The organism is Pseudomonas sp. JL27(2026), assembly GCF_056933555.1.
This window is the reverse complement of record NZ_CM167794.1, coordinates 4,150,380-4,172,543: the sequence shown is the minus strand read 5'-3', so window position 1 is coordinate 4,172,543 and position 22,164 is coordinate 4,150,380. Positions and strand designations below refer to the sequence as shown.

Annotated in this window: 20 protein-coding genes and 2 pseudogenes; 6 read left to right on the top strand and 16 right to left on the bottom strand. The window is 58.6% G+C overall.

The window, feature by feature from the left end:
- The first annotated feature begins 224 nt into the window (after positions 1–224).
- Together AC1Z1G_RS18980 and AC1Z1G_RS18975 are read left to right on the top strand one after the other, a co-directional pair.
- Positions 225–938: a UTRA domain-containing protein gene (locus AC1Z1G_RS18980; protein WP_483621739.1), complete on the top strand. Its 714-nt coding sequence runs from the start codon at positions 225–227 to the stop codon at positions 936–938.
- Between the two features lie 241 nt (positions 939–1,179).
- Entirely contained in the window at positions 1,180–1,731 is a 552-nt protein-coding gene (locus tag AC1Z1G_RS18975; RefSeq protein ID WP_483621738.1) for a hypothetical protein, read from the top strand.
- Between the two features lie 179 nt (positions 1,732–1,910).
- Here the strand turns inward: AC1Z1G_RS18975 and AC1Z1G_RS18970 are convergent.
- Positions 1,911–2,084 (bottom strand): annotated as a pseudogene (locus AC1Z1G_RS18970) (transposase); the annotation flags it as partial.
- A gap of 339 nt (positions 2,085–2,423) precedes the next feature.
- On the opposite strand from AC1Z1G_RS18970, the gene AC1Z1G_RS18965 reads away from it, so the two are divergent.
- A complete protein-coding gene (locus AC1Z1G_RS18965; protein WP_483621736.1) occupies positions 2,424–3,440 on the top strand; it encodes an RHS repeat-associated core domain-containing protein in 1,017 nt (338 codons plus the stop codon).
- A 213-nt stretch (positions 3,441–3,653) separates the two neighbouring features.
- On the opposite strand, the pseudogene AC1Z1G_RS18960 reads toward AC1Z1G_RS18965, so the two are convergent.
- From AC1Z1G_RS18960 to minC, 8 genes and pseudogenes are all read right to left on the bottom strand, one after another.
- A pseudogene (locus AC1Z1G_RS18960) lies at positions 3,654–4,576 on the bottom strand (IS5 family transposase).
- Between the two features lie 119 nt (positions 4,577–4,695).
- Positions 4,696–6,846 (bottom strand): mechanosensitive ion channel family protein, encoded by a 2,151-nt coding sequence (locus tag AC1Z1G_RS18955; protein WP_483621734.1) that lies wholly within the window; start codon positions 6,844–6,846, stop codon positions 4,696–4,698.
- 77 nt (positions 6,847–6,923) lie between these two features.
- Positions 6,924–7,100 carry a hypothetical protein gene (locus AC1Z1G_RS18950; protein WP_347901432.1) on the bottom strand — a complete coding sequence of 59 codons (177 nt, stop codon included), beginning with the start codon at positions 7,098–7,100 and terminating at the stop codon, positions 6,924–6,926.
- Between the two features lie 151 nt (positions 7,101–7,251).
- Positions 7,252–8,541 carry a M18 family aminopeptidase gene (locus tag AC1Z1G_RS18945; RefSeq protein ID WP_483621733.1) on the bottom strand — a complete coding sequence of 430 codons (1,290 nt, stop codon included), beginning with the start codon at positions 8,539–8,541 and terminating at the stop codon, positions 7,252–7,254.
- 213 nt (positions 8,542–8,754) lie between these two features.
- On the bottom strand, positions 8,755–9,390 hold the full coding sequence (locus tag AC1Z1G_RS18940) for a pseudouridine synthase (protein WP_483621731.1): 636 nt from the start codon (positions 9,388–9,390) through the stop codon (positions 8,755–8,757).
- 159 nt (positions 9,391–9,549) lie between these two features.
- Positions 9,550–9,804, bottom strand: a complete 255-nt coding sequence (gene minE / locus AC1Z1G_RS18935; protein WP_019693048.1) for a cell division topological specificity factor MinE — start codon at positions 9,802–9,804, stop codon at positions 9,550–9,552.
- Positions 9,804–10,616: a septum site-determining protein MinD gene (minD, locus tag AC1Z1G_RS18930; RefSeq protein ID WP_347901429.1), complete on the bottom strand. Its 813-nt coding sequence runs from the start codon at positions 10,614–10,616 to the stop codon at positions 9,804–9,806. The genes minE and minD overlap by 1 nt, the downstream gene beginning before the upstream one ends.
- A gap of 201 nt (positions 10,617–10,817) precedes the next feature.
- Complete coding sequence (gene minC / locus AC1Z1G_RS18925; protein WP_483621730.1) at positions 10,818–11,555, bottom strand: septum site-determining protein MinC; 738 nt, start codon at positions 11,553–11,555, stop codon at positions 10,818–10,820.
- Positions 11,556–11,673: 118 nt separating this feature from the next.
- On the opposite strand from minC, the gene AC1Z1G_RS18920 reads away from it, so the two are divergent.
- Both AC1Z1G_RS18920 and AC1Z1G_RS18915 read left to right on the top strand, forming a co-directional pair.
- Positions 11,674–12,606 (top strand): lipid A biosynthesis lauroyl acyltransferase, encoded by a 933-nt coding sequence (locus AC1Z1G_RS18920; RefSeq protein WP_483621729.1) that lies wholly within the window; start codon positions 11,674–11,676, stop codon positions 12,604–12,606.
- Positions 12,607–12,647: 41 nt separating this feature from the next.
- Positions 12,648–13,820 (top strand): patatin-like phospholipase family protein, encoded by a 1,173-nt coding sequence (locus tag AC1Z1G_RS18915; protein WP_483621727.1) that lies wholly within the window; start codon positions 12,648–12,650, stop codon positions 13,818–13,820.
- 103 nt (positions 13,821–13,923) lie between these two features.
- On the opposite strand, the gene AC1Z1G_RS18910 is transcribed toward AC1Z1G_RS18915, so the two are convergent.
- The 7 genes from AC1Z1G_RS18910 to puuE form a co-directional block, all read right to left on the bottom strand.
- The gene (locus AC1Z1G_RS18910; protein ID WP_483621725.1) at positions 13,924–14,709 is read right to left on the bottom strand and encodes an outer membrane protein OmpK; all 786 of its coding nucleotides are present in this window, start codon (positions 14,707–14,709) and stop codon (positions 13,924–13,926) included.
- A 502-nt stretch (positions 14,710–15,211) separates the two neighbouring features.
- Entirely contained in the window at positions 15,212–16,570 is a 1,359-nt protein-coding gene (locus AC1Z1G_RS18905; RefSeq protein WP_483621723.1) for a nucleobase:cation symporter-2 family protein, read from the bottom strand.
- 214 nt (positions 16,571–16,784) lie between these two features.
- Entirely contained in the window at positions 16,785–18,086 is a 1,302-nt protein-coding gene (locus AC1Z1G_RS18900; RefSeq protein ID WP_483621722.1) for a urate hydroxylase PuuD, read from the bottom strand.
- 50 nt (positions 18,087–18,136) lie between these two features.
- Positions 18,137–18,640 carry an ureidoglycolate lyase gene (locus AC1Z1G_RS18895; protein ID WP_483621720.1) on the bottom strand — a complete coding sequence of 168 codons (504 nt, stop codon included), beginning with the start codon at positions 18,638–18,640 and terminating at the stop codon, positions 18,137–18,139.
- Between the two features lie 120 nt (positions 18,641–18,760).
- Positions 18,761–19,756: an allantoicase gene (gene alc / locus AC1Z1G_RS18890; RefSeq protein ID WP_483621718.1), complete on the bottom strand. Its 996-nt coding sequence runs from the start codon at positions 19,754–19,756 to the stop codon at positions 18,761–18,763.
- A gap of 91 nt (positions 19,757–19,847) precedes the next feature.
- Entirely contained in the window at positions 19,848–20,363 is a 516-nt protein-coding gene (gene uraD / locus AC1Z1G_RS18885; protein WP_483621716.1) for a 2-oxo-4-hydroxy-4-carboxy-5-ureidoimidazoline decarboxylase, read from the bottom strand.
- A complete protein-coding gene (puuE, locus tag AC1Z1G_RS18880) occupies positions 20,360–21,286 on the bottom strand; it encodes an allantoinase PuuE (RefSeq protein WP_483621714.1) in 927 nt (308 codons plus the stop codon). Before puuE ends, uraD begins: the two co-directional genes overlap by 4 nt.
- 446 nt (positions 21,287–21,732) lie before the next feature.
- Here puuE and uraH point away from each other — a divergent pair, with 446 nt between their 5' ends.
- On the top strand, positions 21,733–22,086 hold the full coding sequence (gene uraH / locus AC1Z1G_RS18875; RefSeq protein ID WP_483621712.1) for a hydroxyisourate hydrolase: 354 nt from the start codon (positions 21,733–21,735) through the stop codon (positions 22,084–22,086).
- Positions 22,087–22,164 lie beyond the last annotated feature (78 nt).

The following is a 22,164-nucleotide window of genomic DNA, read 5'->3' as shown; positions in this document are numbered from 1 at the left end:
TTTTCGCTCGGGAACAGGGGCCGCGAGGTAAGCGTAGACCAAGACCATAAGCCCGTTTTGCGGGGACTTGGCCGCTAATTTGCAGCGTTATGGCTCAGCCCTTCGGTGGCGTTGTCATGGTTCAGTCATATGGATTGCCTAGGCTTGCGCTATGTCTCAGGACGCTTTTTTTGGCGCAGTCCTGCCCCGAAACAGTGCTGGTCTAGTCCAGATAGGTAACGTTGATGCGCGATGAGGCAATCAAAGCGGTGACAGCCATCGGCCAGGTCCTGCAAGAGCAGATCGACCATGGCCTGCTGGCACCGGCCAGCAAGCTGCCGGCCGAGCGCAAGCTCAGTGAGTTGTTCGACACCACCCGGATCACGGTGCGCGAGGCGTTGTTGCAGCTCGAAGCCCAGGGGCAGATTTATCGCGAGGAGCGGCGCGGCTGGTTTGTCTCGCCGCCACGCCTGGCCTACAACCTGATGCAGCGCAGCCACTTTCACGCGATGGTCAGTGCCCAGGGGAGGGTGCCGTCGACCGAGGTGATTTCGGCACGCCTGCAACCGGCGTCAGCGGCGGTGTGTGCCTGGCTGCAACTGCCGGCATTGTCGAGCGTGATTCAGATCTGTCGTTCGCGGCGCATTGATGGGCGGTTGGTTTTGTATGTTGAGCACTATCTGAACCCGCAGTTTTTTCCGGGGATTCTGGGCTTCGATCTCAATCAGTCGATTACCGAGTTGTACGCACGGTATTACGACTTGCACTACGGGCGGGTACGGTTCGAGATTGTGCCGACCTCGTTGCCGGTGGATGCGGCGGCGGCGCTGAAAGTGTCGCTGGGGAGTCCGGGATTACGGATTGCGCGGGTCAATTACGATCAGCACGAGCGGCTGATCGATTGTGACCTGGAGTTTTGGCGACATGATGCGATTCATGTCGGGGTGGATGTGGTTTGAGTTTGGTTCGAGTGATATTGCAACGAGTGCAATGTCCTTCAAGATAACTTTTCGGGTTTGGCTGCTATCGCTATTTCGTTAAGTTTACGGTGTTGTGAGTAGTGTGTCCGTGGTGGAAAATTAAATATCTTGAAAGGAACGAGTTCACATTTGTCTGGTTAGGTTTGTGGGTTTCTATGTAAGGTTGGTTCAGTCGTTCATGTGGGCGGCTAAGGAGTTCTACTTACATAAGGAGTTGGATATGTCTCTCTCGAGGTTTTCGTTTTCTGCAACTATGGAGATTTTAGGGCGTTCGGTCAGAATATTGCCGGGAGGGCGCATTGGAACGCAATGGAATTATGGTAAGCCGACGCTGTTCCATTTTTTTTGCAGTGGTAATATATGCTCTTTTGGTGTTGCGGAGGGGGAAGAGGTCGGCTATGTAAATTGTGATAAAGACGGATACCTCCACCTTCAAAGTACAGCCAGGATGTTCTATTTGGCGGACGCTGATACGGGTTTGAATTTGTCGGGAGCAGATCTTCAAAATAACGCAAGAATAAGTCTGCATGCTTTTGGTGGTGGGCCCGTTCTGCAGTTTGAAGGGGCGGACGGCTTCAAGGATGTAGAAGTACACTATAATTTTCTGATAGCTGCGAACAAAGTAAAGATTGAGCGCATAGATCGTAGTTTTACATTTATCGTGCCAAACGGTAACGGTGCGTGGATTGATTACCCGAAAAGTGGGTCTTATGATCCCGAGCCTGTATCGATAGTATTGGATGTTAAAAGTATAGAAGTACAAGCCTCTTGAGGCTTTTACAGTAGGTTGCACGACTCATGTACTTCGATTTTTAGGGGCGGTCTGAAGTACCCACCGTTTTCTTGATACTCCAACCATTCGGAAATCAAAAAAACGGTGGCCTGCAAAAGTCAGGCTTTGGCTTCTCTTAATTCATTGTTTTTCCTTGAGTAGCACCTTGTTTTCACGCATCACAGGCGCACCTCTCCCGCAACCAGCAACCGTTTTCGCATCATCCATAGGTTCGACAAGGCAAGTAACGTGGTCTGTTGCGCGGTGTTTTTCATCAAGCCGCGATAGCGCACTTTCGTATAGCCAAACTGGCGCTTGATCCCCCGGAACGGATGTTCGACCTTGGCTCGCATCTAGGCCTTTGCGTATTCGAGCTACCGCCTAATGAGTCGGGTTGGTAATGACCACATCGGCCTCAGGAATGGTGTCGCCATCATCCGCCGCCGGGACATTTCGTACAGAAGCGGGCGAGCCTGCTGTTTGCCCCCGCAAAACTAGCAGTTCTGCTAGTACCCATCCCTCACGACTTTCTCAATACTCAACGCCTGCACCCAGAACCGTCGAGGCGCTCATCCCATGCCAACCCAACGCGACACACTGCTCTGCCTTTATCGCTATGACCCACTGGACCGCCTGACCGGACAGGCGCCACCCGATACCCCGAGCGTCAGCGCTTCTATTGCAAAAGCCGTTTGGCCACCGAGATACAGGGCGCAATTGGGTCTTCCATCGTCCAGCATGGCGACCAACTGCTGGCGCAACAGCAGAGCGACGGTGCTGCACTCGACACCACGCTGCTGGCCACCGATCAGCAGCGTTCGGTGGTGCACACACTCAAAGCCAATCACCCACGACAGTCCATCGCCTATTCGCCCTACGGCCACCGCCCCGCCGAAAACGGGTTGCTCAGCCTGCTCGGCTTCAACGGTGAACGACCGGACCCGGTGACCGGGCATTATTTGTTGGGCAATGGGTATCGGGCGTTTAATCCCGTGCTAATGCGATTTAACAGCCCGGATAGTTTGAGTCCGTTTAAAAAAGGTGGGTTAAATACCTACGCGTATGGCTTGGGGAATCCGGTTAACAGCAGCGACCCAACTGGTCATATCACTATTACTGGTATTGTATCTGCATTTCAACACAACGAACCTTTCTCGAAGATACCGCGTGCTTCAATTTCAACCAAAATAACAAAGCCAACAGTCGTAGCCCCGAAGGGATATCAACTTGCAGGATTCCATGGATCATCAAGCCAATACATAGAAAGTTTTGGGAAAGGAGTAAATCAAGAACACGTACGACGCCAAGCTCTGGGGAAAGGATTTTATGCAACACCAGATATTAAAGTGGCTGCAAGTTATGCTCGATCAACCGAATTCGGTAAGTACTCGCGTCGACTGGAATACAGTGAGCTTTTTCCTTACGCCGGGTTTTCTAACGATCCAATTACCGCCAATACCTCATACGTACTGACTCCCACTTCAGCGACCGTATATGGCGTTTACGTAAAAAATTACAACCTTATGAAACCAGATAAAGACTTCATTTTTAGCCCCAATAGGTTTCGCAGCGATACACCGACTCCTCTTAGGGATGCGGTACTTGTATTTCCACCTGAGATGCATAAAAGCATCATAGTGAGACCCCTCGACTCGCTAATTAACCTACCAACCCCTTATACAGATAATTTAAACATCAGGTCAAAATAGGGGGGCAGATAGAAGAAGTGGTAGAAAAAGTGGCAAAAAATAGACAAGTCTGAATTCCAGTTACTTAGGGAAGGTCTGAAGTAGTCAGCGATTTTTGATGCCTTCCTTGCTTGAAGTTCAAAAAACGCTGGCTTGGCCAGAAATCAGACCTTTCCTGTTCTTAACTCATCGTTTCACCCTTAAACAACTCCTTTTCAAGGCGCTTTTCCCGCATTACAGGCGCACCTGTCCCGCAACCAACAGCCGTTTTCGCATCATCCACAGGTTCGACAGGGCAAATAGCGTGGCCTGTTGCGCGGTGTTTTTCATCAGGCCGCGAAAGCGCACTTTCATATAGCCAAACTGACGCTTGATTACCCGAAACGGATGTTCAACCTTGGCGCGTACTTGGGCCTTGGCGTATTCGATCTTGCGTCGCAGACGACCGATCAAACTCCGTTTTCCGTGCTTTTTGTAGCTGCTGGGCCGCGCCGCAATCGACCAGATCATTTTGCGGCGCTGATGCTCAGGACGTTTGTCCACGCCGGTGTAACCGGCATCGCCTGACACGTAAGACTCCTCGCCATGCAGCAACTGATCGACCTGCGTCACGTCCGCCACATTGGCCGCCGTGCCCACCAGGCTATGCACTAACCCGGATTCGGCATCAACGCCGATGTGCGCTTTCATCCCGAAGAAATACTGATTTCCTTTCTTCGTCTGGTGCATTTCAGGATCGCGCTTACCGTCCTTGTTCTTGGTCGAACTTGGCGCATGAATGATCGTCGCATCGACCACCGTACCTTGGAGCAGCATCAAACCACGGTCGCCCAGATAGCCGTTGATGACCTGCAAAATCCCGCCGGCCAACTCATGTTTTTCCAACAGACGTCGGAAGTTAAGGATCGTGGTTTCGTAGAGGGCTTCTTCCATCGCCGGATCGCTGTAACCGAACCAGTTCTGCATCGAATGAACCCGCAACATGGCCATCAACGGATACGCCGGACGACCGCCTTCACCCTTCGGATAATGCGGATCGATCAAGGTAATCAAGCCCTTCCAGGGCACCACCTGATCCATCTGATCAGGAAACGCTCACGGCGGGTCTGCTTGCGTTTGCCGGCGTACTCGGCATCGGCGAAGGACATCTGTTTCATCGGGACTCAACCGTCGTGTTTGGGGCAGGCGGGTATTTCACCAGATTTGGAATCTCTTCTTCAGCGTTTCCTTAGGGTCAAGGCAGTCTTGGGGGCTTGCGAGCTGCCTTTTCCCATTATTACTTCGGTGGCCCTTCACCTGTGGCAATCACTTGCACGCTCATCCTCGGCGTCGCCAGGTCCAGCCCGGCTTCATCCAGATGCCGCTTGAGCGACAGGTTGAACGCCCTTGAAACTTCCCACTGTTTGATCGGTGCGGTCTTGAAGCGTGCGCGAAGAATCGCGCTGCCGGACTCGAAGCTTTCTACCCCTTGAATCTCCAGTGGTGACCAGATGTTGCGGCGTTGCAGTGGATCGGTGCGCATTTTCTGGCCGACATCGCGCATCAGTTTGATCGCGTCGTCGATGTCCATGTTGTAGGGCACGGCCACCCGGAAGATCGCGTAGCCGAATTCCCTGGAGTAGTTCTTGATGCTTTTGATTTCACTGAACGGGATGGTGTGGACGATGCCGTCGATGTCGCGCAGCCGCACGGTGCGGATGGTCAGGCCTTCGACGGTGCCCAGGTGGCCGCCGACGTCGACGTAGTCATCGATGGCCAGGGAGTCTTCGATGATGATGAACAGCCCGGTGATCAGGTCGGCGACCAGCGACTGCGCCCCGAAACCGATGGCCAGGCCGATCACGCCGGCACCGGCCAGCAGGGGCGTGACGTTCATGCCCATGTTGGCCAGGGCGACGATCAGCGCAATGATGAAAATCGCCACGAACAGCACGTTGCGGATCAGCGGCATCATGGTTTGCGCCCGTGCATTGGCCAGGCCTTTGCGTGAGCGAGTGAGGGCGTGATGCACGGCGGTGTCGCTGAGGATCCAGATCAGCCAGGCAAAGATCAGTGTGCCGGCGAGGCTGAACAGCTTGACGCTGACTTCATGGCCTTCACCTTCGGTAAAGCGGATCAGCGACATGCCCCAGACCCGTAAACCAAGTTCGATGAACGCCAGCCACACCATCAGGTGTGCCAGGGTGTAGAAAAAGCTTTTCAGGCGTTCCGAATACAGCGCATGGCGCTTGGGGCCGCGTTGGGGTTTGAGTGAGTGACGGCGGACCAGCCCGTTGATGACCATGCACAGCACCAGCAACACGGTGCAGATCAGCGACTGGCGCAGCGCGGTACTGGTGTCGCCCGCCGAGACGAAGGTGGCGAACAGCGAGATCGCCACCAGCACCAGCGCCGGCAAGTACCAGAAGGTCCCGAGGATATCGATGGTGTCGCTCAGGGCGCGGCGGGTCAGGCGTCGTGACAGCGGTTGATTGCGGATCAGGTGGGCGATGGGTCGACGGAATCGCAGGATGAACAGCCCGGTGGACAGCGCGGCCAACACATTGGCGAATGTCGCGGCGGTGTGGGCCAGGTGGCTGCCGAGGCTGGCGATCAGGCGCGGGTCGCCCAGGGCTTCGCCGAAGGCGGCAAAGCTGCCGATCAGCCAGAGTGGGCGAAAGGCGCGGTGACGCAGGATGTACAGGGCGCGATGGCGATGCGGGCCGTCGAGCAGGGAAAACGCGATCACGCAGATGGCCGAGAAACAGGTGCCCACCACCAGGGCATAGGCCAACACCATCGCCAGCTCCTTGCCCAGGGAAGAAGGCAGGGCGTAGCTCATGTAGACGGTGATCAGCAGCGCGATCAGCCACGGGCCAAGTTTGCGCAAGGCGAAGCGCAGCATGTCCAGGGCCTTGGGGTGTTGTGGCAGCTCTTCGGTCAGGCCGAAGCGCATCCGCACGCGGTGGCCGACCCAGATCAGCGCGGCGGCCAGCAGGCTCCAGAGCATCAGGATCAGGGCGAAGGCAAAGATGATCGGCAGCCATTCGCTGGCCGGCAACATCAGGGCGCTCAGTTCGTCCTGGGCCAGGTCGAACTCTTCGGACCAGCGGGTAATCGGGCTGTCGGCACCGGAAAACTGCTTTTCGAAATTGGCCAGGGTTCCGCCGATCAGCCCCAGTACGCCTTCTTCGGCGGGTGCCTGGGCTTTTTGGGTGACGTCACGCAGTTTCTTCAGGTCGGCCAGCAGCTTGGCCCGTTGCTGGTCGTTCTCCAGTGACTTGATCACTTCGTCCAGCGATTGCCCCAAGGGTTCCTGTGCTTGCGGCTGGGGTTTGTTCTGGCCAAGCAGGCTCGGCAGGCCGACGGCTTCGGCGGGAGCCATGGGCAGTAAAACCAGCAGACAGACAAGCAGGGTCAATGGCAACGCGAAGAGACGAGTGAGCACTGGGCGATCAACCTCCAGAGGGGCGGGTGGACCGAGTGTACGAGCCGACCAGAACCAATGCGAGGGTCACGGGTGCTTTATTCGTTGAGTTTGGCGAGGATCTTGTAAACCACGGTGGCGAGAATCAGCAGCATGCCGATCCACATCGAGAACACGCCAGCGTTCTTGTCGCGAAAGTTGAAGCCGATGGCCAGCAGGATCATCCCGGTGAGAATCGGAATGAGCATGGAGTGAAACGCGGACATCGAGATCATGGCGACAACCTTGTTTGAAGGGATACGTCCAGTCTAGGTGGCTTTTGTGAGACCGGGGGTGATGTGTATCAGAAATGAACCAGTAGAGCAGCAAAACCGTGTGGCGAGGGAGCAAGCGCCCTCGCCACATAGGCCCATCACTAACCCGGGGTTACGGCAATTCGCGGCAGGCGTAGAACGCGCTCAGCACTTTGACCAGGTGCGCCAGGTCATGGCTGCCGCACAGCTCGCGGATCGAGTGCATGGCAAACGTCGGCAGGCCAATGTCCACGGTGCGCACGCCCAGGTGGCTGGCGGTGATCGGGCCGATGGTCGAGCCGCAGCCCATGTCGCTGCGGACCACGAAGCTCTGAACAGGGACTTCTTCGGCCATGCACAGGTGACGGAAGAACCCGGCGGTTTCGCTGTTGGTGGCGTAGCGCTGGTTGCTGTTGACCTTGATCACAGGGCCGGCGTTGAGTTTCGGGCCGTGATTGGCGTCGTGCTTGTCGGCGTAGTTGGGGTGCACACCGTGGGCGTTGTCGGCCGAGACCAGCAGCGATTTTTGAATGGTGCGCACGAATTCGTCACCTTCAGGCAGCAGGCGGCGCAGGGTTTGCTCCAGCATCGGACCATCGGCGCCACACGCCGAGCAGGAACCGACTTCTTCGTGGTCGTTGGCCACGAACACGCAGGTTTCGTCGGTGTCGCTGGTGAGCAGCGCTTGCAGGCCGGCGTAGCACGACAGCAGGTTGTCCAGGCGCGCGCCGGCAATGAAGTCGTTGTTCAGGCCAATGACCGCCGCACTTTGGGTGTCGTAGAAACTCAGCTCGTAGTCGAGCACCACGTCGGCGTTCAGGCCGTGTTCACGGGCGAGTTGGTCGGTGAGTACGGCGCGGAAGTCCACGCGCTCGTCACCGGCAAATTGCGCGAGGATTGGCGGCAGTTCGGTCTGTGCGTTGATCGCCCAGCCCTGATTGGCTTCACGGTTGAGGTGAATGGCCAGGTTGGGAATGATTGCGATCGGCGCCTTGAAGTCGATCAGTTGGCTCTCGACCTTGCCGTCGCGGCGGAAAGTGACACGGCCGGCCAGTGACAGGTCGCGGTCGAACCAGGGGGCGAGCAATACGCCGCCGTAGACTTCGACGCCCAGTTGCCAGAAGCCCTGGCGTTGCAGCTCAGGCTGAGGCTTGACCCGCAGGCACGGGCTGTCAGTGTGCGCGCCGACCAGGCGGATACCGCCATGGAGCGGTGAGTGACGGCCCATTTTGATTGCGACAATCGAGGAATCGTTACGGGTGACGTAATAGCGACCATTGGCTTCGGTGGTCCAGGGCTCGCGCTCGTCAAGGCGCTGATAACCCGCCGCTTCCAGGCGCTGAACAAGGCTGGCCGTGGCGTGGAACGGGGTAGGGGAGGCCTTGAGGAAGTCGATCAGGCCTTGGTTCAACTCTTCGCGCATAAGTAGCTCCAGACAGCAATGGACGGGAGTTTAACGTATTGATCGCAGAATTGGCGGTGGACTATGGCAGTGGTTGCCCCCGAGATTGCGTCTGGAGGCGCCCCCCCCTGTGGGAGCGGGCTTGCTCGCGAAGGCGATGTATCAGGCAACATTGATGTCGACTGACACTCCCTCTTCGCGAGCAAGCCCGCTCCCACAGGTTAATCATTGGCCTTAGAACGGCGCCGGGCACTCAAAGCGCAAGCGCTCGCCCGATTGCGGATGGGTAAAGCTGAGCATGCTCGCGTGCAGGCACAGGCGCGGCCAGGCGGCCAGGGCTTGTGGATGGGCGTAGAGCCCGTCGCCCAGCAGCGGATGGCCAATGGACAACATGTGCACGCGCAACTGGTGCGAACGGCCGGTGATCGGTGTCAGTTCTACCCGGCACCAGTCGCCACAGCGTTCCAGCACGCGCCAGAAGGTCAGCGCGTTCTTGCCGAACTCATGGTCTACCACGTGGCGCGGTTTGGTCGGCGGGTCATAGCGCAATGGCAGATCGATGCTGCCGCTGTCCAGCTCCGGCTGGCCCCAGCACAGGGCGGTGTAGGCTTTTTCGGTTTCGCGGTCGTGAAACTGCCGAGACAGTTCGCGATGGGTATCCGGGTCGAGAGCCAACAGGATGATGCCGGAGGTTTCCCAGTCCAGTCGATGGACGATGCGCGCTTGCGGGTAGCCGTTCTCTTGCAGGCGAGTGATCAGGCAATCCTTGTTGTCGTCGGCGCGGCCGGGCACCGAGAGCAGCAGGGTAGGCTTGTTTACCACCAGTACGGCGGCGTCCTGATGGATGATGTGAATATTGGACAACGGCATTAAAACAGCCTCGTAACAAACGTGTGGGAGCGGGCTTGCTCGCGAAGAGGCCGGAACATCCAACATCACTGTTGACTGTACCGACGCCTTCGCGAGCAAGCCCGCTCCCACATTAGACCGGCAGGTGTTCTGACTGCCGTGGTTCCCAGCCGGATCGACTCAGCGATCTGGCAGGGTGATATTGAGTTCCAGAATCGAGCAGCTGCCCTGGTTTTCCAGTGCGACATGCACGTCATCGGACCCGATATTGACGTACTTGCGGATCACCTCTACCAGTTCCTTCTGCAAGGCTGGCAGGTAATCAGGGGTGCTGCGCTGGCCGCGTTCATGCGCCACGATGATCTGTAGACGCTCTTTCGCTACCGACGCGGTGCTTACTTTCTTGTTGGCACGAAAGAAGTCAAAAAGATTCATTATCTACCTCCAAACAGGCGCTCGAAGAATCCCTTCTTCTCTACATCGAGGAATCGATGCTCCACGGTCTTGCCCAGCAGACGGTCGACGGCATCGCTGTACGCCTGGCCGGCGTCGCTCTGGTCGTCGAGAATAACGGGCACGCCCTGGTTGGAAGCCTTGAGGACCGCTTGCGATTCCGGGATGACGCCCAGCAGGGTCACCGCCAGAATCTCTTTGACGTCTTCGACGCCCAGCATTTCGCCGTTACTCACGCGCTCAGGGTTGTAGCGGGTCAGCAGCAAGTGTTCCTTGATCGGGTCTTCGCCGTTTTCGGCGCGGCGCGACTTGCTGGCCAGCAGGCCCAGCATACGGTCGGAGTCACGGACCGAAGACACTTCCGGGTTGGTCACGACAATCGCTTCGTCGGCGAAGTACATGGCCAGGTGGGCGCCTTTCTCGATGCCCGCCGGGGAGTCGCAGACCACGAACTCAAAGTCTTCCTTGAGTTGCATCAGGACTTTTTCCACGCCTTCCTGGGTCAGCGCGTCTTTGTCGCGGGTCTGGCTGGCAGCCAGTACGTAGAGGTTTTCCAGACGCTTGTCTTTGATCAGGGCTTGTTGCAGGTTGGCTTCGCCGTTGACCACATTGACGAAGTCATACACCACGCGACGCTCGCAACCCATGATCAGGTCGAGGTTACGCAAACCGACGTCGAAGTCGACGATGACTGTTTTGTGGCCGCGCAGAGCGAGGCCGGTACCGATAGCGGCGCTGGTGGTGGTCTTACCCACACCACCCTTGCCGGATGTAACCACGAGAATCTTGGCCAAGGTGTTTCACCCCTAAGGAAAAAGGACATTTAGCCCCTGAAAAACATCTCTTGAAAAACTACTGCAGTCGGACAGCCTTGGCTGGAATTTGGACAACAACAGGGTTTACCGCTGGCAAACGCTGTTTTGCGCCTTTTTCCTACTTCGTTTGAGCCGTTTTCGCTACGTTTTAGAGATGCTTGGAAAATGCGGCAGTATCCGTTAAAGCCGAATGATGTTCAACACGTCACCCGACAGGCTGACTTGTACGCCGTAGCCCCACAGCGGATCGCGCCGCAGGTCTTCGGAAACCTTGTAATGGCCCGCGATGGAGAGTAGTTCAGCGCTCAATTGCTGACAGAAAATCCGTGCCTTGGTATCACCCTTTACACCGGCCAGCGCACGACCGCGCATCGGGCCGTATACATGGATGTTCCCATCGGCGAGAAGTTCCGCGCCCGGGCTGACCGACGAAATCACTACCAGATCGCCACCTTGGGCATAAATCTGCTGCCCGCCACGCACCGGCGAGGTGATGATCCGGGTGGGTTTGACGGTCGGTTCCGGTGGTTTTTCCGGTTTTTTCGCAACGACGCCTTCGTGAGGGTCAAGCAGCCGTTCGCGGGCGCCGGACGGCGGCAGCACGGGCAAATCCACGGCAATGGCTGCCGCGATGTCTTCGATGCGGCTGGCGCGAATCGCCAGGGTGCGCAGGCCATGCTGGCGACACACGCGCATCAGGCCCGGCAGGTCGACCGCGCCTTCGCTGGCGGGCAGTTTGTCCAGAGCCAGGACCAGCGGCGCATTGCTGAAGAAATTCGGCGCCTGGGCAACCTTGGCGGCCAGTTGGCGGTCGAGGTTGTCGAGGTCATTGCGGGCCAGTTCCAGCACCGTGATGGCGAGCATGCTGCCCTTCAACTGGAACACGGGATCTTGGTCTAGCAGTTCGGTTTGGCTCATGGTCGGCATACAACGGCTTGTCACTAAAAGTGCCGAGACTTATAACGAGAACGCCCGCGAGCCGCAAGCCGGGCGAACCGTTGTAGAATGCGCGGCCATTGTCTTTCCGGAACCGTTAATGGATCGCCCGCACTTTCGAGCTGCATTTTTTCTTCCGCGTTTTTGGCCGCTGTGGCTGGGTTTGGGCCTTTTATGGCTGATTGTCCAGCTGCCTTATCCGGTTTTGCTGCGCATTGGCCGAGGCCTGGGCGCGCTGATGTATCGGGTGGCCGGCGACCGACGGCGCATCGCGCAGCGCAATTTGCAGCTGTGCTTCCCGGAAAAATCCGCCGCTGAACGCAAACGCCTGCTCAAGGACAACTTCGCGTCTACCGGCATCGCCTTCTTCGAGATGGCCATGAGCTGGTGGTGGGCCAAACCGCGCCTGGCGCGCCTGGCGCATGTCGAAGGGATGGAGCATTTGAAACAGGCCCAGCGGGACGGCAAAGGCGTGATTCTGATGGCGCTGCATTTCACCACGCTGGAAATCGGCGCGGCGTTGCTCGGCCAGCAGCACACCATCGACGGCATGTACCGCGAGCACAAGAACCCGTTGTTCGACTTCATCCAGCGTCGGGGCCGTGAGCGGCACAACCTGGATTCGCTGGCGGTCGAGCGCGACGACGTGCGCGGCATGCTCAAGTTGCTGCGCGCCGGGCGGGCGATCTGGTACGCGCCGGATCAGGACTACGGCGCCAAGCAAAGTATCTTCGTGCCGTTGTTCGGGATTCAGGCCGCCACTGTCACCGCGACCAGCAAGTTTGCGCGTCTGGGCAAGGCACTGGTGGTGCCGTTCACCCAGGAGCGTCTGGCGGACGGCAGCGGTTATCGGCTGGTGATTCACGCGCCGTTGAGCGGGTTTCCCGGCGAGAGTGAAGAGGCCGATTGCATCCGCATCAACCAATGGGTCGAAAGCGCCGTGCGCGAGTGCCCCGAGCAATACCTCTGGGCCCATCGCCGCTTCAAGAGCCGGCCACCGGGCGAACCAAAACTGTACGACAAGCGCGGCTGATACGCTCCCGTCAACCCGATCCCTAGCAATGGAGTGTTGCGATGAACCCAGCAGAACCGGTTACAGGGTTGATTCTTTCCGGCGGCGGGGCTCGGGCGGCGTATCAGGTGGGGGTGCTGGCGGCAATTGCCGAGCTGTTGCCGGCCGGCGCGGCGAATCCGTTTCCGGTGATCGTCGGTACCTCGGCCGGGGCGATCAACGCGGTCAGCCTGGCCAGCGGGGCAATGGACTTCACGGCAGCGATCCAGCGCCTGACTGCCTTCTGGCAAGGCTTTCGCAGCCATCGGGTGCTGCGCAGCGACTGGCCCGGCGTGATCCATCAAGCTACCCGGTTTGTCAGCCACAGCCTGCTGGGCATTGGTGCTCCGGTGCCGGTGGCGCTGCTCAACAGCTCACCGCTGCGGGACCTGTTGAACGACAAACTGCACCTGTCCGGCATCAACGAAGCCATTGCACAAAAGCAACTGCATGCGGTGGCGGTCACGGCATTCGGCTATGAGTCGGGGCAAGCCGTGACGTTTTATCAGGGCGGCCGAACCATCGACGCCTGGTTGCGTCACCGGCGCATTGGTGTTCCCACGCAATTGACCGTCGAGCATTTGCTGGCGAGTTCAGCCATCCCGTTGTTGTTTGCCCCGGTCAAGATCGATCAGGAGTATTTCGGCGACGGCGCGGTCCGTCAGTCGGCGCCAATCAGCCCGGCCCTGCACCTGGGGGCGAGCCGGGTGCTGGTGGTGGGGGTGAGCGGCAACCCGCGCGGCCTCGATCCCGATAATCCCTTGCAGCGTACTTACACCGGTCAGCAGCCGTCGTTGGCGCAGATCGGTGGACACATGCTCAACAGTACGTTCATTGACAGCCTGGAAAGTGATATCGAGTTGTTGCAGCGCTTGAATCAATTCAGCCATTTGATGCCGGCCGGTACGCCGACCCACAGCCTGGGCGTGGCACCGGTGGAGGTGCTGGTGATTGCGCCGAGCCAGCCGATCGATGAGATCGCTGCTCGCCATCGCCAGGAGTTGCCGGCCGCATTGCGCCTGTTTCTGCGCGGGCCGGGTGCGACCAAGACCAGCGGTGCCGGGGTGTTGAGTTATTTGCTGTTCGAGGCGGGATATTGCAGCGAGCTGATCGAGTTGGGGCGGCGCGATGCCTTGGCCAAGCGCGGGGAGTTGTGCCGGTTTCTCGGCTTGGCGGAGCCTGTGGTTTCGGCTTGAAATCGGCGGTGACGCCATCGCGAGCAGGCTCGTTCACACAGTTGATCTTTGTTGTGCTTAAGATCCCCTGTGCGAGCGAACCTGCTCGCGATGCTTTTGACGGTCAGAAGTGGAACTTCACCAGCAAGCTCGCGGTGTTCTGATCGGTATCAAAGTACTGGCTGTCCTTGATCCCGTACTTGTTCTTCCAGTAGTCGTATTCGATACCCACGTACAACTGCTTCTCACCGAAACTCAGGGCTTTGCCCAGGTCGTATTTGATCTGCGGGTTGATGTGCAGGTTGGCGTGGTACTCGCCTTTGGAGTTCTTGTCGTTGTCGACGACCCAGTCGATGAAACCATCGATGAGAATGTCCGATTTGCCCACGGGAATGGTGTAGGCCCAGACCGGTGTGATCTGCCAGACGTTGTCGCCGGCACGTGAACCTTCGGTCTGACGGTTGTAGAAGTTCAACTGGAAGTAGTCGAAACCGGGAATCGCCAGGTCGAAGCCCGGGCCGACCAGGTACGACTCGGTGTCGCCTTCACCAAACTCGTAGGTCATGGCCAGCAGGACGTCCTTGATCGGGCCGAACGCCAGTTTCTGATCGAAGATCTTGCCGAACGAAAGACGCGGGCTGATTTCACCGTAGTAAGTGTTCGGGCCGAGATTGCCGTCCTTTTTGCCGTTGTAGAAGATCTTGTCGACGAACAGGAAGTTGTCCCCGTACTTCCACGCGTCGGCATGTTCGAAGGTGACTGTCTGCTGGATTTGCGGGTTGACTTCGAAGTTCTGGCCGTACAAGTAAGTCAGGCTGTTGTTTTGCCATTGCAGCAGGTCGCCAGCCATCGCCTGGCCCCCGGCCAGCAAGCTTCCCGCCAGCATCAGGCTATTCACGGTGCGTTTCATTCGGTGCTCCCAAAAGTCAGTAGTTCCACGTTTTTTTAAACCGGCGCTCTGGTGTGGCGCCTTACTTCGATGCAGCAAAAGTTATCCTTTCGGTCAGCTTTCTGGCTGTTGGCAAGTGCTGAGTCAAGGTTTTAAAAAGCCAAAAAACTCCCGATCGGCTGTCCGCAAACAGTCGATGGAGAGTGATGTCGGGTTGCCTTGGAACTGGCCAGCGCCGGGATAAGTTGGCTTGCTGGTCAGGAATTAAATCCGGGCTTTTTTTTAGACCCGTTTCAGGCGGCCGCGCAGAATACTGGCTACCGCCCCATGGCTCAAGCGCCCCGCAACAGAGCACTGCTATCAAGTCTGTCATCGTGTTGTTCCTCGATTGTTCTTATTGTGAAGGCGCAGACAGCCGCTGACGGCGACCGGGCGTATCGCCGGCCGGCCTGTCATGCGGGTATTCGTGTCACGGGTGAAACCGGATAACGATGGAGGGACGGGCGGACCGTCCGGTTATCCGTCAGTGCTGATGAGCGTGGCAGTCGTTGATGGCGGCGCGTTCGGTGCCGCCGAGGATGTTGAACAACAGGTTCAGCGAGAGCGCGCTGAGGGTCGCCATGGCGATGCCGCTGTGGGTGATCGGGCTCATCCACAACGGCAGGTGGGCGAAGAATTCCGGGCGAACCACCGGGATCAGGCCCATGCCGATACTCACGGCCACCAACAGCTGATTGCGGCGGTCGGCGATGTCGGCTTCCTGAAGGATCTTGATGCCGGTGGCGGCGACCATGCCGAACATGGCAATCGCCGCGCCGCCAAGGACCGCCGGTGGAATCGAGGCCACCAGAAACGCCGCTTTGGGCAGCAGGCTCAGCATCACCAGCAAGCCGCCGGCGACAATGGTCACTGAGCGGCAGCGTACGCCGGTCATCTGCACCAGGCCGATGTTCTGGGCAAAGGAGGAGTGGGTGAAGGTGTTGAAGAACCCGGCGAAGAACGACGCGCCGGCATCACACAGCAAACCGCGGCGCAGCATGCGTGGGCTGACTTCCTGGCCGGTGATCTTGCCCAGCGCGAGGAACATCCCGGTGGATTCGACGAAAATGATCACCACCACCAGGCACATCGACAGGATCGGTGCCAGTTCAAATTCAGGCATGCCAAAGTGCAGTGGCGTGACGATTTGCAGCCAGGGTGCCTGGGCCATGCCGCTGAGGTCGACCATGCCCAGCACGCCGCAAAGCACGTAACCCAGGCACATGCCGATCAGCACCGAAATGTTGACCCAGAAGCCGCGCATGAAGCGATGAATCAGCAGGATGGTGCCCAGCACCAGGGCGGCGATGGCCAGGTAGATGGGTGAGCCGAACTGGGCGGCGCCGGCACCGCCACCGGCCCAGTTCACGGCGACGGGAAACAGCGATAAACCGATCGAGGTGATGACAGTGCCGGTCACCAGCGGAGGGAAGAAGCGCACCACTCTGGACATGAATGGCGCGATGATCATGCCGAAGAACCCGGCTGCGATGGTCGCGCCGAAGATCCCTTGCAGGCCGATACCGGGCATGCCGGCCATGGCCACCATACTGCCGACGGCGGCGAAACTGGCGCCCATCATCACTGGCATGCGAATGCCCATGGGGCCGATGCCCAGCGACTGCACGATGGTGGCGATGCCGGCGACCAGCAGGTCGGCGTTGATCAGGAAGGCGATTTCTTCACGACTCAGGTCGGCAGCCTGTCCGATGATCAGCGGCACCGCGATGGCCCCGCCATACATCAACAGAACATGTTGCAGGCCGATCAGGATCAGTTGCAAAAGGGGCAGTCGGGCAATGGCGGGTGCGTCGGGGATGCGCGCTTCGGATGACTCGGACATGCAACACCTCGGATCTTTTTTATTCTTGTGATTGAACAGCCGTCGGGTTGCTCACAGCTGTCCTTTGCAGCATTCATATTTGTGGCAAGGGAGCTTGCTCCCGCTGGGTCGCGAAGCGGCCCTTCTCTTTGAAGAGCCGGGGGGCTGCTGCGCAGTCCAGCGGGAGCAAGCTCCCTCGCCACAAAAGCCCGCTTTAAACAGGCCTTTGTGTTGCTTAGTTGGTGCGGGCTCCCTGAACAATCCAGGCGCCGATCAGGTCACGTTCCTGCTGGGTCATCTGGGTAATGTTGCCCAGTGGCATGATCTGGCTGGCGACAGCCTGAGCCTGAATGCGCGGGGCGTTTTGGCGGATCTGTTCCGGGGTGTCGAACATCACGCCGGCCGGTGCCGTACTGAACAACGGGCTCGTCGGCTTGGCCGAGTGACAGACCGCGCAACGCTCCTGAATCACGCTGTGCACCTTGTCGAAGGCCGGGCCGGTATTCGAGGCTTGGGCCGGCGCCGTTGCAGGGGCTGTGGCCGGAGCGGATTCAACCGGTTTGGCACCACCACCGAGGGCGGTTTCCGGCAGCGGTTGGTACTCGATCTTTGCCGGTGCCTTGGCCACTTCCGGGCTGTTCATCGGCGCAGGGCCGGTGACGTAAGCCAGGCTGATCATGCCCACCGCCGCGACGGGCAAGGTCCAGGCGAACTTGTGGCTGTCGTGGCGGGTGTTGAAGTAGTGACGCACCAACACCGCCAGTACTGCGATCCCGGCCAGGATCAGCCAGTTGTATTGGCTGCCATAAGTGCTCGGGAAGTGGTTGCTGATCATGATGAACAGCACCGGCAAGGTGAAGTAGTTATTGTGCCGTGAACGCAACAAGCCTTTGGCCGGCAACGCCGGATCGGGCGTGCGGTTCTCGGCAATCGCCGCCACCAGTGCCCGTTGGGCCGGCATGATGATGCGGAACACGTTACCCACCATGATGGTGCCGATGATCGCGCCGACGTGCAGGTAAGCCCCGCGACCGCTGAACACTTTGCTGAAGCCGTACGCAGCACCGATGATCAGCACGAACAGGATTGCGCCTAGCAGAGCAGGGCGTTTGCCCAGCGCCGAGTCGCACAGGAAGGAGTAGATGAACCAGCCGACGAACAGTGAGCCCAGACCAATGGCCACGCCTTCCGGTCCGCTCAGGGTGCTGCCAGGTGCCAGGAGGTAAAGCGTCGGGTTGGAGTAGAACACCACGCACAGCAGCGCGATCCCCGACATCCAGGTGAAGTAGGCTTCCCATTTGAACCAGTGCAGGTTGTCCGGCATGGTCGGGGGGGCCAGTTTGTACTTCTCCAGATGGTAGATCCCGCCACCGTGAATCGCCCAGAGATCGCCGGCCAGACCGTTTTTCGGGTTGACCCGATTGAGGTTGTTTTCCAGCCAGACAAAGTAGAACGACGCGCCGATCCAGGCCACGCCAGTGATCATATGAACCCAACGCACGCTCAGGTTCAGCCATTCCAGCAGATGTGCTTCCACAGTCTTTACCTCTCGCCCGTCACGCGCGTTGTCGCGTGATGGACCTTCTCTTATTGGTGGGGGGCGAGGATCAACCGCTCATCCTCTTTGAAGAAATGCTCATCGCAGTTATTGCCTGTGCCACTGCGATCAACCACCAGGAAGTCATCCCGCTTTTCGATCGTCAGCACCGGGTGGTGCCAAACGCCGCGATGGTAATTAATGCCCTGCCTGCCGTTGGTGACGAAGGCGCGGACCAAGCCTGATACAGGTTCATCGCCAAGTGGCGCGACCACGATCAGAAAGGGGTTGCCGAGCAACGGTATGAAAGCCTGGCTGCCCAGCGGATGGCGCTCCAGCATGCGCAACGTCAGCGGCATGTCCTGCGCGTCGGCGCGGAAGATGCTGATGATCGCCTTGTCCTCTGGCGTGGCGGTTTCCACCGTCGCCAGTTTGTGGAAGCGCAGGGTCGAACCGTTGTTGATCATGAAGTGATCGCTACCGTCGGTTTCAATCACGTCACCGAAAGGGGCGAAGGCTTCTTTGGTCAGCGGTTCAATCGTCAGTGTGCGCATGCTGGTCTTCTTACCTTGAATTCGTTGTTGTCTGTTCTATTGCTATCGCGAGCAGGCTCGCTCCCACATTCGACCGCATTCCCCTGTGGGAGCGAGCCTGCTCGCGAATGGCCTCACCGCTTACTTCGCGACCTTGCCCAATACACGCAGGCGACTGACACCACCATCCGGGAACACGTTCAGGCGGATGTGGGTGATCGGTCCCAGTGCCTTGATCTGCTCGGCGAAGGTGTGTTCGGCGTGCATTTCCAGCTTCTGGCTTGGCAGCAGTTCGCGCCAGAACAGCGACTGGGTTTCGATCTGGCTGTCGGTGCCGCCCTTGACGAACGCACCCTGGACCGAGCAGGTATCCGGGTAGTTACCCTTGAAGTGCAGGGTGTCGACGATGATTTTTTCGATCTCGCCCGCATGGCCCAGCGCGACGATGACCCAGTCATTGCCTGGCGTGCGGCGACGGGCGGTTTCCCAGCCATCGCCCATGTTGATGCCGCGGCCCGGGTTGAGGATGTTGCTCATGCGGCCGAAGTGTTCGTCGGAGCAGGCCAGGGCACGACCGCCGTTCAGGGCGGCGGCCAGGTCCACTTGCTCGTTGTCGCCCACCGCCGACCAGTCGCGGAACGGAATGCCGTACACCCGCAGACGGGCGACGCCGCCGTCCGGGTAGATGTTGAAGCGCAGGTGGCTGAACGCCTGGTCGTTATTGATTTCGTGGTAGTGGTGGCTGTTGCCTTGCAGCTCGACGGCCGACAGCACTTCAGTCCACTGGGTGTTTTCGTCCGGTTCGCCCGAGACCAGGAAGCAGGCTTCCAGGGAGGCCGATGGTGGGTAGTTGCCGGTGAAGAACGAAGTGTCGATGTCCACGCCCTTGATTCGGCCCGGCACGCCGAGGCGGATCACGGCGCTGTCGTAGCCTTCGAAGCGCTTGCGGCGCGACTCCCAGCCGTCCATCCACTTGCCGTTGTCATCGAACACGCCCTCCTTCCATACGGCAGGGGTCGGTTGAAACAGACGATTGGCGTCTGCGAACCAGTCATCGGTGACCGAGATGATCTTGGTGCCCAGGCGGGCGTCGGCCAGGTTGACGAACTTCTCGAAAGGTACGGCGTAAGCTTTCATTCTTCTTGTCTGCCTTTAATTAAGTTGGCTTGGGATGCTTGCAGGGCCCTGGGCTCGTTCTGCGTTCGGAAACTCGCTCGGGCCAAGGTCGCTATAGGGTCAGTAATCGGAACAACGCGATCTTGTTGATCTCCGCCAGCGCGCATTTGAATTCGGTGTCGGCCGAGTTGTGAATGCGCGTTTCGAACGCCGCGAGGATCTGATGCCGGTTGCTGCCTTTTACCGCCATGATGAAGGGAAACTTGAACGTGGCTTTGTAGGCGTCGTTCAGCTCGGTGAAGCGCTGGAACTCATCGCTCGAGCATTGGTGAATACCGGCGCCAGCCTGTTCATGGGTGCTGGCTTCGGTCAGTTGGCCCTGGACGGCAGCTTTGCCGGCCAGGTCCGGGTGAGCGTTGATCAGGGCCAGCTGGCTTTGGTGATCAGCGCGGAGCAGGATGTCGCTCATGCGCTGGTGCAGGGTTTCGATCTGGTCGATCGAAGCGTCCTGGCCCAGGTCGAAGGCCTTCTCGGCCACCCATGGCGAGTGTTCGTAGATGTCGGCGAAGGCTTTGACGAAGGCGTCGCGGCTCAGGGTCGATGGCTTCAGGGTCTGGAAGGCAGTCATTGTGCAGCCCCTTGGTACGGGTGGGTTTGGTGCCAGTGCCGGGCGATGTCGACCCGGCGGGTGAACCAGACCTGATCAAAACTCTTGGCGTATTCGATAAAACGCTTCAACGCGGCCAGTCGGGCAGGGCGGCCGATCAGGCGACAGTGCAGGCCGATGGAGAGCATTTTTGGCGCGTCGGCGCCTTCAGCGTAGAGCACGTCGAACGCATCCTTGAGGTACTGATAGAAATCGTCGCCCTTGTTGAAACCCTGAACCTGAGTGAAGCGCATGTCGTTGGTGTCCAGGGTGTAAGGGATCACCAGGTGCGGCTTGCCGGTCGGGTTGTTCGGTTCCCAGTAGGGCAGGTCGTCGTCGTAGGTGTCGCAGTCATAGAGGAAACCGCCTTCTTCCATTACCAGCCGACGGGTGTTCGGCCCGGTGCGGCCGGTGTACCAGCCCAGCGGGCGCTCACCGGTGATTTGGGTGAGGATGCGGATCGCTTCGAGCATGTGCTCGCGCTCTTGCGCTTCGTCCATGTATTGGTAGTCGATCCAGCGGTAACCGTGGCTGCAAATCTCGTGGCCGGCATCGACCATGGCGCGGATCACGTCCGGGTGGCGCTGGGCGGCCATGGCCACGGCGAAGACAGTCAGCGGAATGTCGAATTCCTTGAACAGTTTGAGGACCCGCCAGACGCCGGCACGGCTGCCATACTCGTACAGCGATTCCATGCTCATGTTGCGCTCGCCTTGGAGCGGTTGTGCCGAAACCATTTCTGAGAGGAAGGCTTCGGATTCTTTATCGCCATGAAGGATGTTGCGCTCGCCGCCTTCCTCGTAATTGAGCACGAAGGACAAGGCGATGCGGGCATTGCCCGGCCAGTGCGGGTGAGGAGGGTTGGAGCCGTAACCGATCAGGTCGCGTGGGTAGTCAGCGCTCACTGCAGTCTTCCTTCTTATTCGAGGTTGCTTATTCGCGATAAGGGGTGTGTGGCGGCCTGACGATGAGGTGGCAGGCTGGTGTCACAGCGATGGGCTGATTGTATACAACTTTATATTTGTTTTGTAAGCCTGATTTTTTGACTTTTTCATCGGCTGTCACCGGCTCGTTGGTTCAACGTTAATGTGCAAGAAACCTGCCTGATCGATCAGCTAATGGATGAAAGGTCTTTGCTGTTCGGGGTTTGGCTGAGGATTGGCGTAATCACCCGGTTTAGAGAATTGAGGGAAAATACGTCGTTTTTATTGTGTACAATTTGTGTTGAAAGTGTCTTAATCATCCGCTCGCCGCTGCTTTTCGTGCTCCGAAAAGGTGCGGTCTCCTTTTAAACTGACTCCGGGAGGCGCGAGGTCTGGCTGCCGTGAAGGCAGGCAGGCACGCAGAATCAATGGGACGTTTGACTACACACGTTTTGGACGCTGCACACGGTTGCCCGGGCGGCTCGATCAAGGTCGAGTTGTACCGTGTTGAAGGTTCGCAGCTGGAGCTGGTCGCCAGTGCGCTGACCAACAGTGACGGCCGTTGCGATGCTCCGTTGCTGCAAGGCGATGACTACCGTTCCGGGGTTTATCAATTGCAGTTTCATGCTGGTGATTACTACCGCGCTCGCGGCGTGCAACTGCCACAGCCGGCCTTTCTCGATGTGGTAGTGCTGCGGTTCGGCATCTCGGCCGAGCAGGATCACTACCATGTGCCGTTGCTGATTTCGCCCTACAGCTATTCGACCTACAGAGGAAGCTAGGACTCCCCCCAAGCTGGTTTTCTCAGAAGCCACTGCGCAAATAGCTTCTTTGGTCTTTCGCCCGCTCACACTGCGGGC

Coding starts and splice junctions, on each gene's coding strand:
- AC1Z1G_RS18980 (WP_483621739.1), top strand. CDS start 225: ATGCGCGATGAGGCAATCAAAGCGGTGACAGCCATCGGCCAGGTCCTG.
- AC1Z1G_RS18975 (WP_483621738.1), top strand. CDS start 1,180: ATGTCTCTCTCGAGGTTTTCGTTTTCTGCAACTATGGAGATTTTAGGG.
- AC1Z1G_RS18950 (WP_347901432.1), bottom strand. CDS start 7,100: ATGATCTCGATGTCCGCGTTTCACTCCATGCTCATTCCGATTCTCACC.
- AC1Z1G_RS18945 (WP_483621733.1), bottom strand. CDS start 8,541: ATGCGCGAAGAGTTGAACCAAGGCCTGATCGACTTCCTCAAGGCCTCC.
- AC1Z1G_RS18940 (WP_483621731.1), bottom strand. CDS start 9,390: ATGCCGTTGTCCAATATTCACATCATCCATCAGGACGCCGCCGTACTG.
- minE (WP_019693048.1), bottom strand. CDS start 9,804: ATGAATCTTTTTGACTTCTTTCGTGCCAACAAGAAAGTAAGCACCGCG.
- minC (WP_483621730.1), bottom strand. CDS start 11,555: ATGAGCCAAACCGAACTGCTAGACCAAGATCCCGTGTTCCAGTTGAAG.
- AC1Z1G_RS18920 (WP_483621729.1), top strand. CDS start 11,674: ATGGATCGCCCGCACTTTCGAGCTGCATTTTTTCTTCCGCGTTTTTGG.
- AC1Z1G_RS18915 (WP_483621727.1), top strand. CDS start 12,648: ATGAACCCAGCAGAACCGGTTACAGGGTTGATTCTTTCCGGCGGCGGG.
- AC1Z1G_RS18910 (WP_483621725.1), bottom strand. CDS start 14,709: ATGAAACGCACCGTGAATAGCCTGATGCTGGCGGGAAGCTTGCTGGCC.
- AC1Z1G_RS18905 (WP_483621723.1), bottom strand. CDS start 16,570: ATGTCCGAGTCATCCGAAGCGCGCATCCCCGACGCACCCGCCATTGCC.
- AC1Z1G_RS18895 (WP_483621720.1), bottom strand. CDS start 18,640: ATGCGCACACTGACGATTGAACCGCTGACCAAAGAAGCCTTCGCCCCT.
- alc (WP_483621718.1), bottom strand. CDS start 19,756: ATGAAAGCTTACGCCGTACCTTTCGAGAAGTTCGTCAACCTGGCCGAC.
- uraD (WP_483621716.1), bottom strand. CDS start 20,363: ATGACTGCCTTCCAGACCCTGAAGCCATCGACCCTGAGCCGCGACGCC.
- uraH (WP_483621712.1), top strand. CDS start 21,733: ATGGGACGTTTGACTACACACGTTTTGGACGCTGCACACGGTTGCCCG.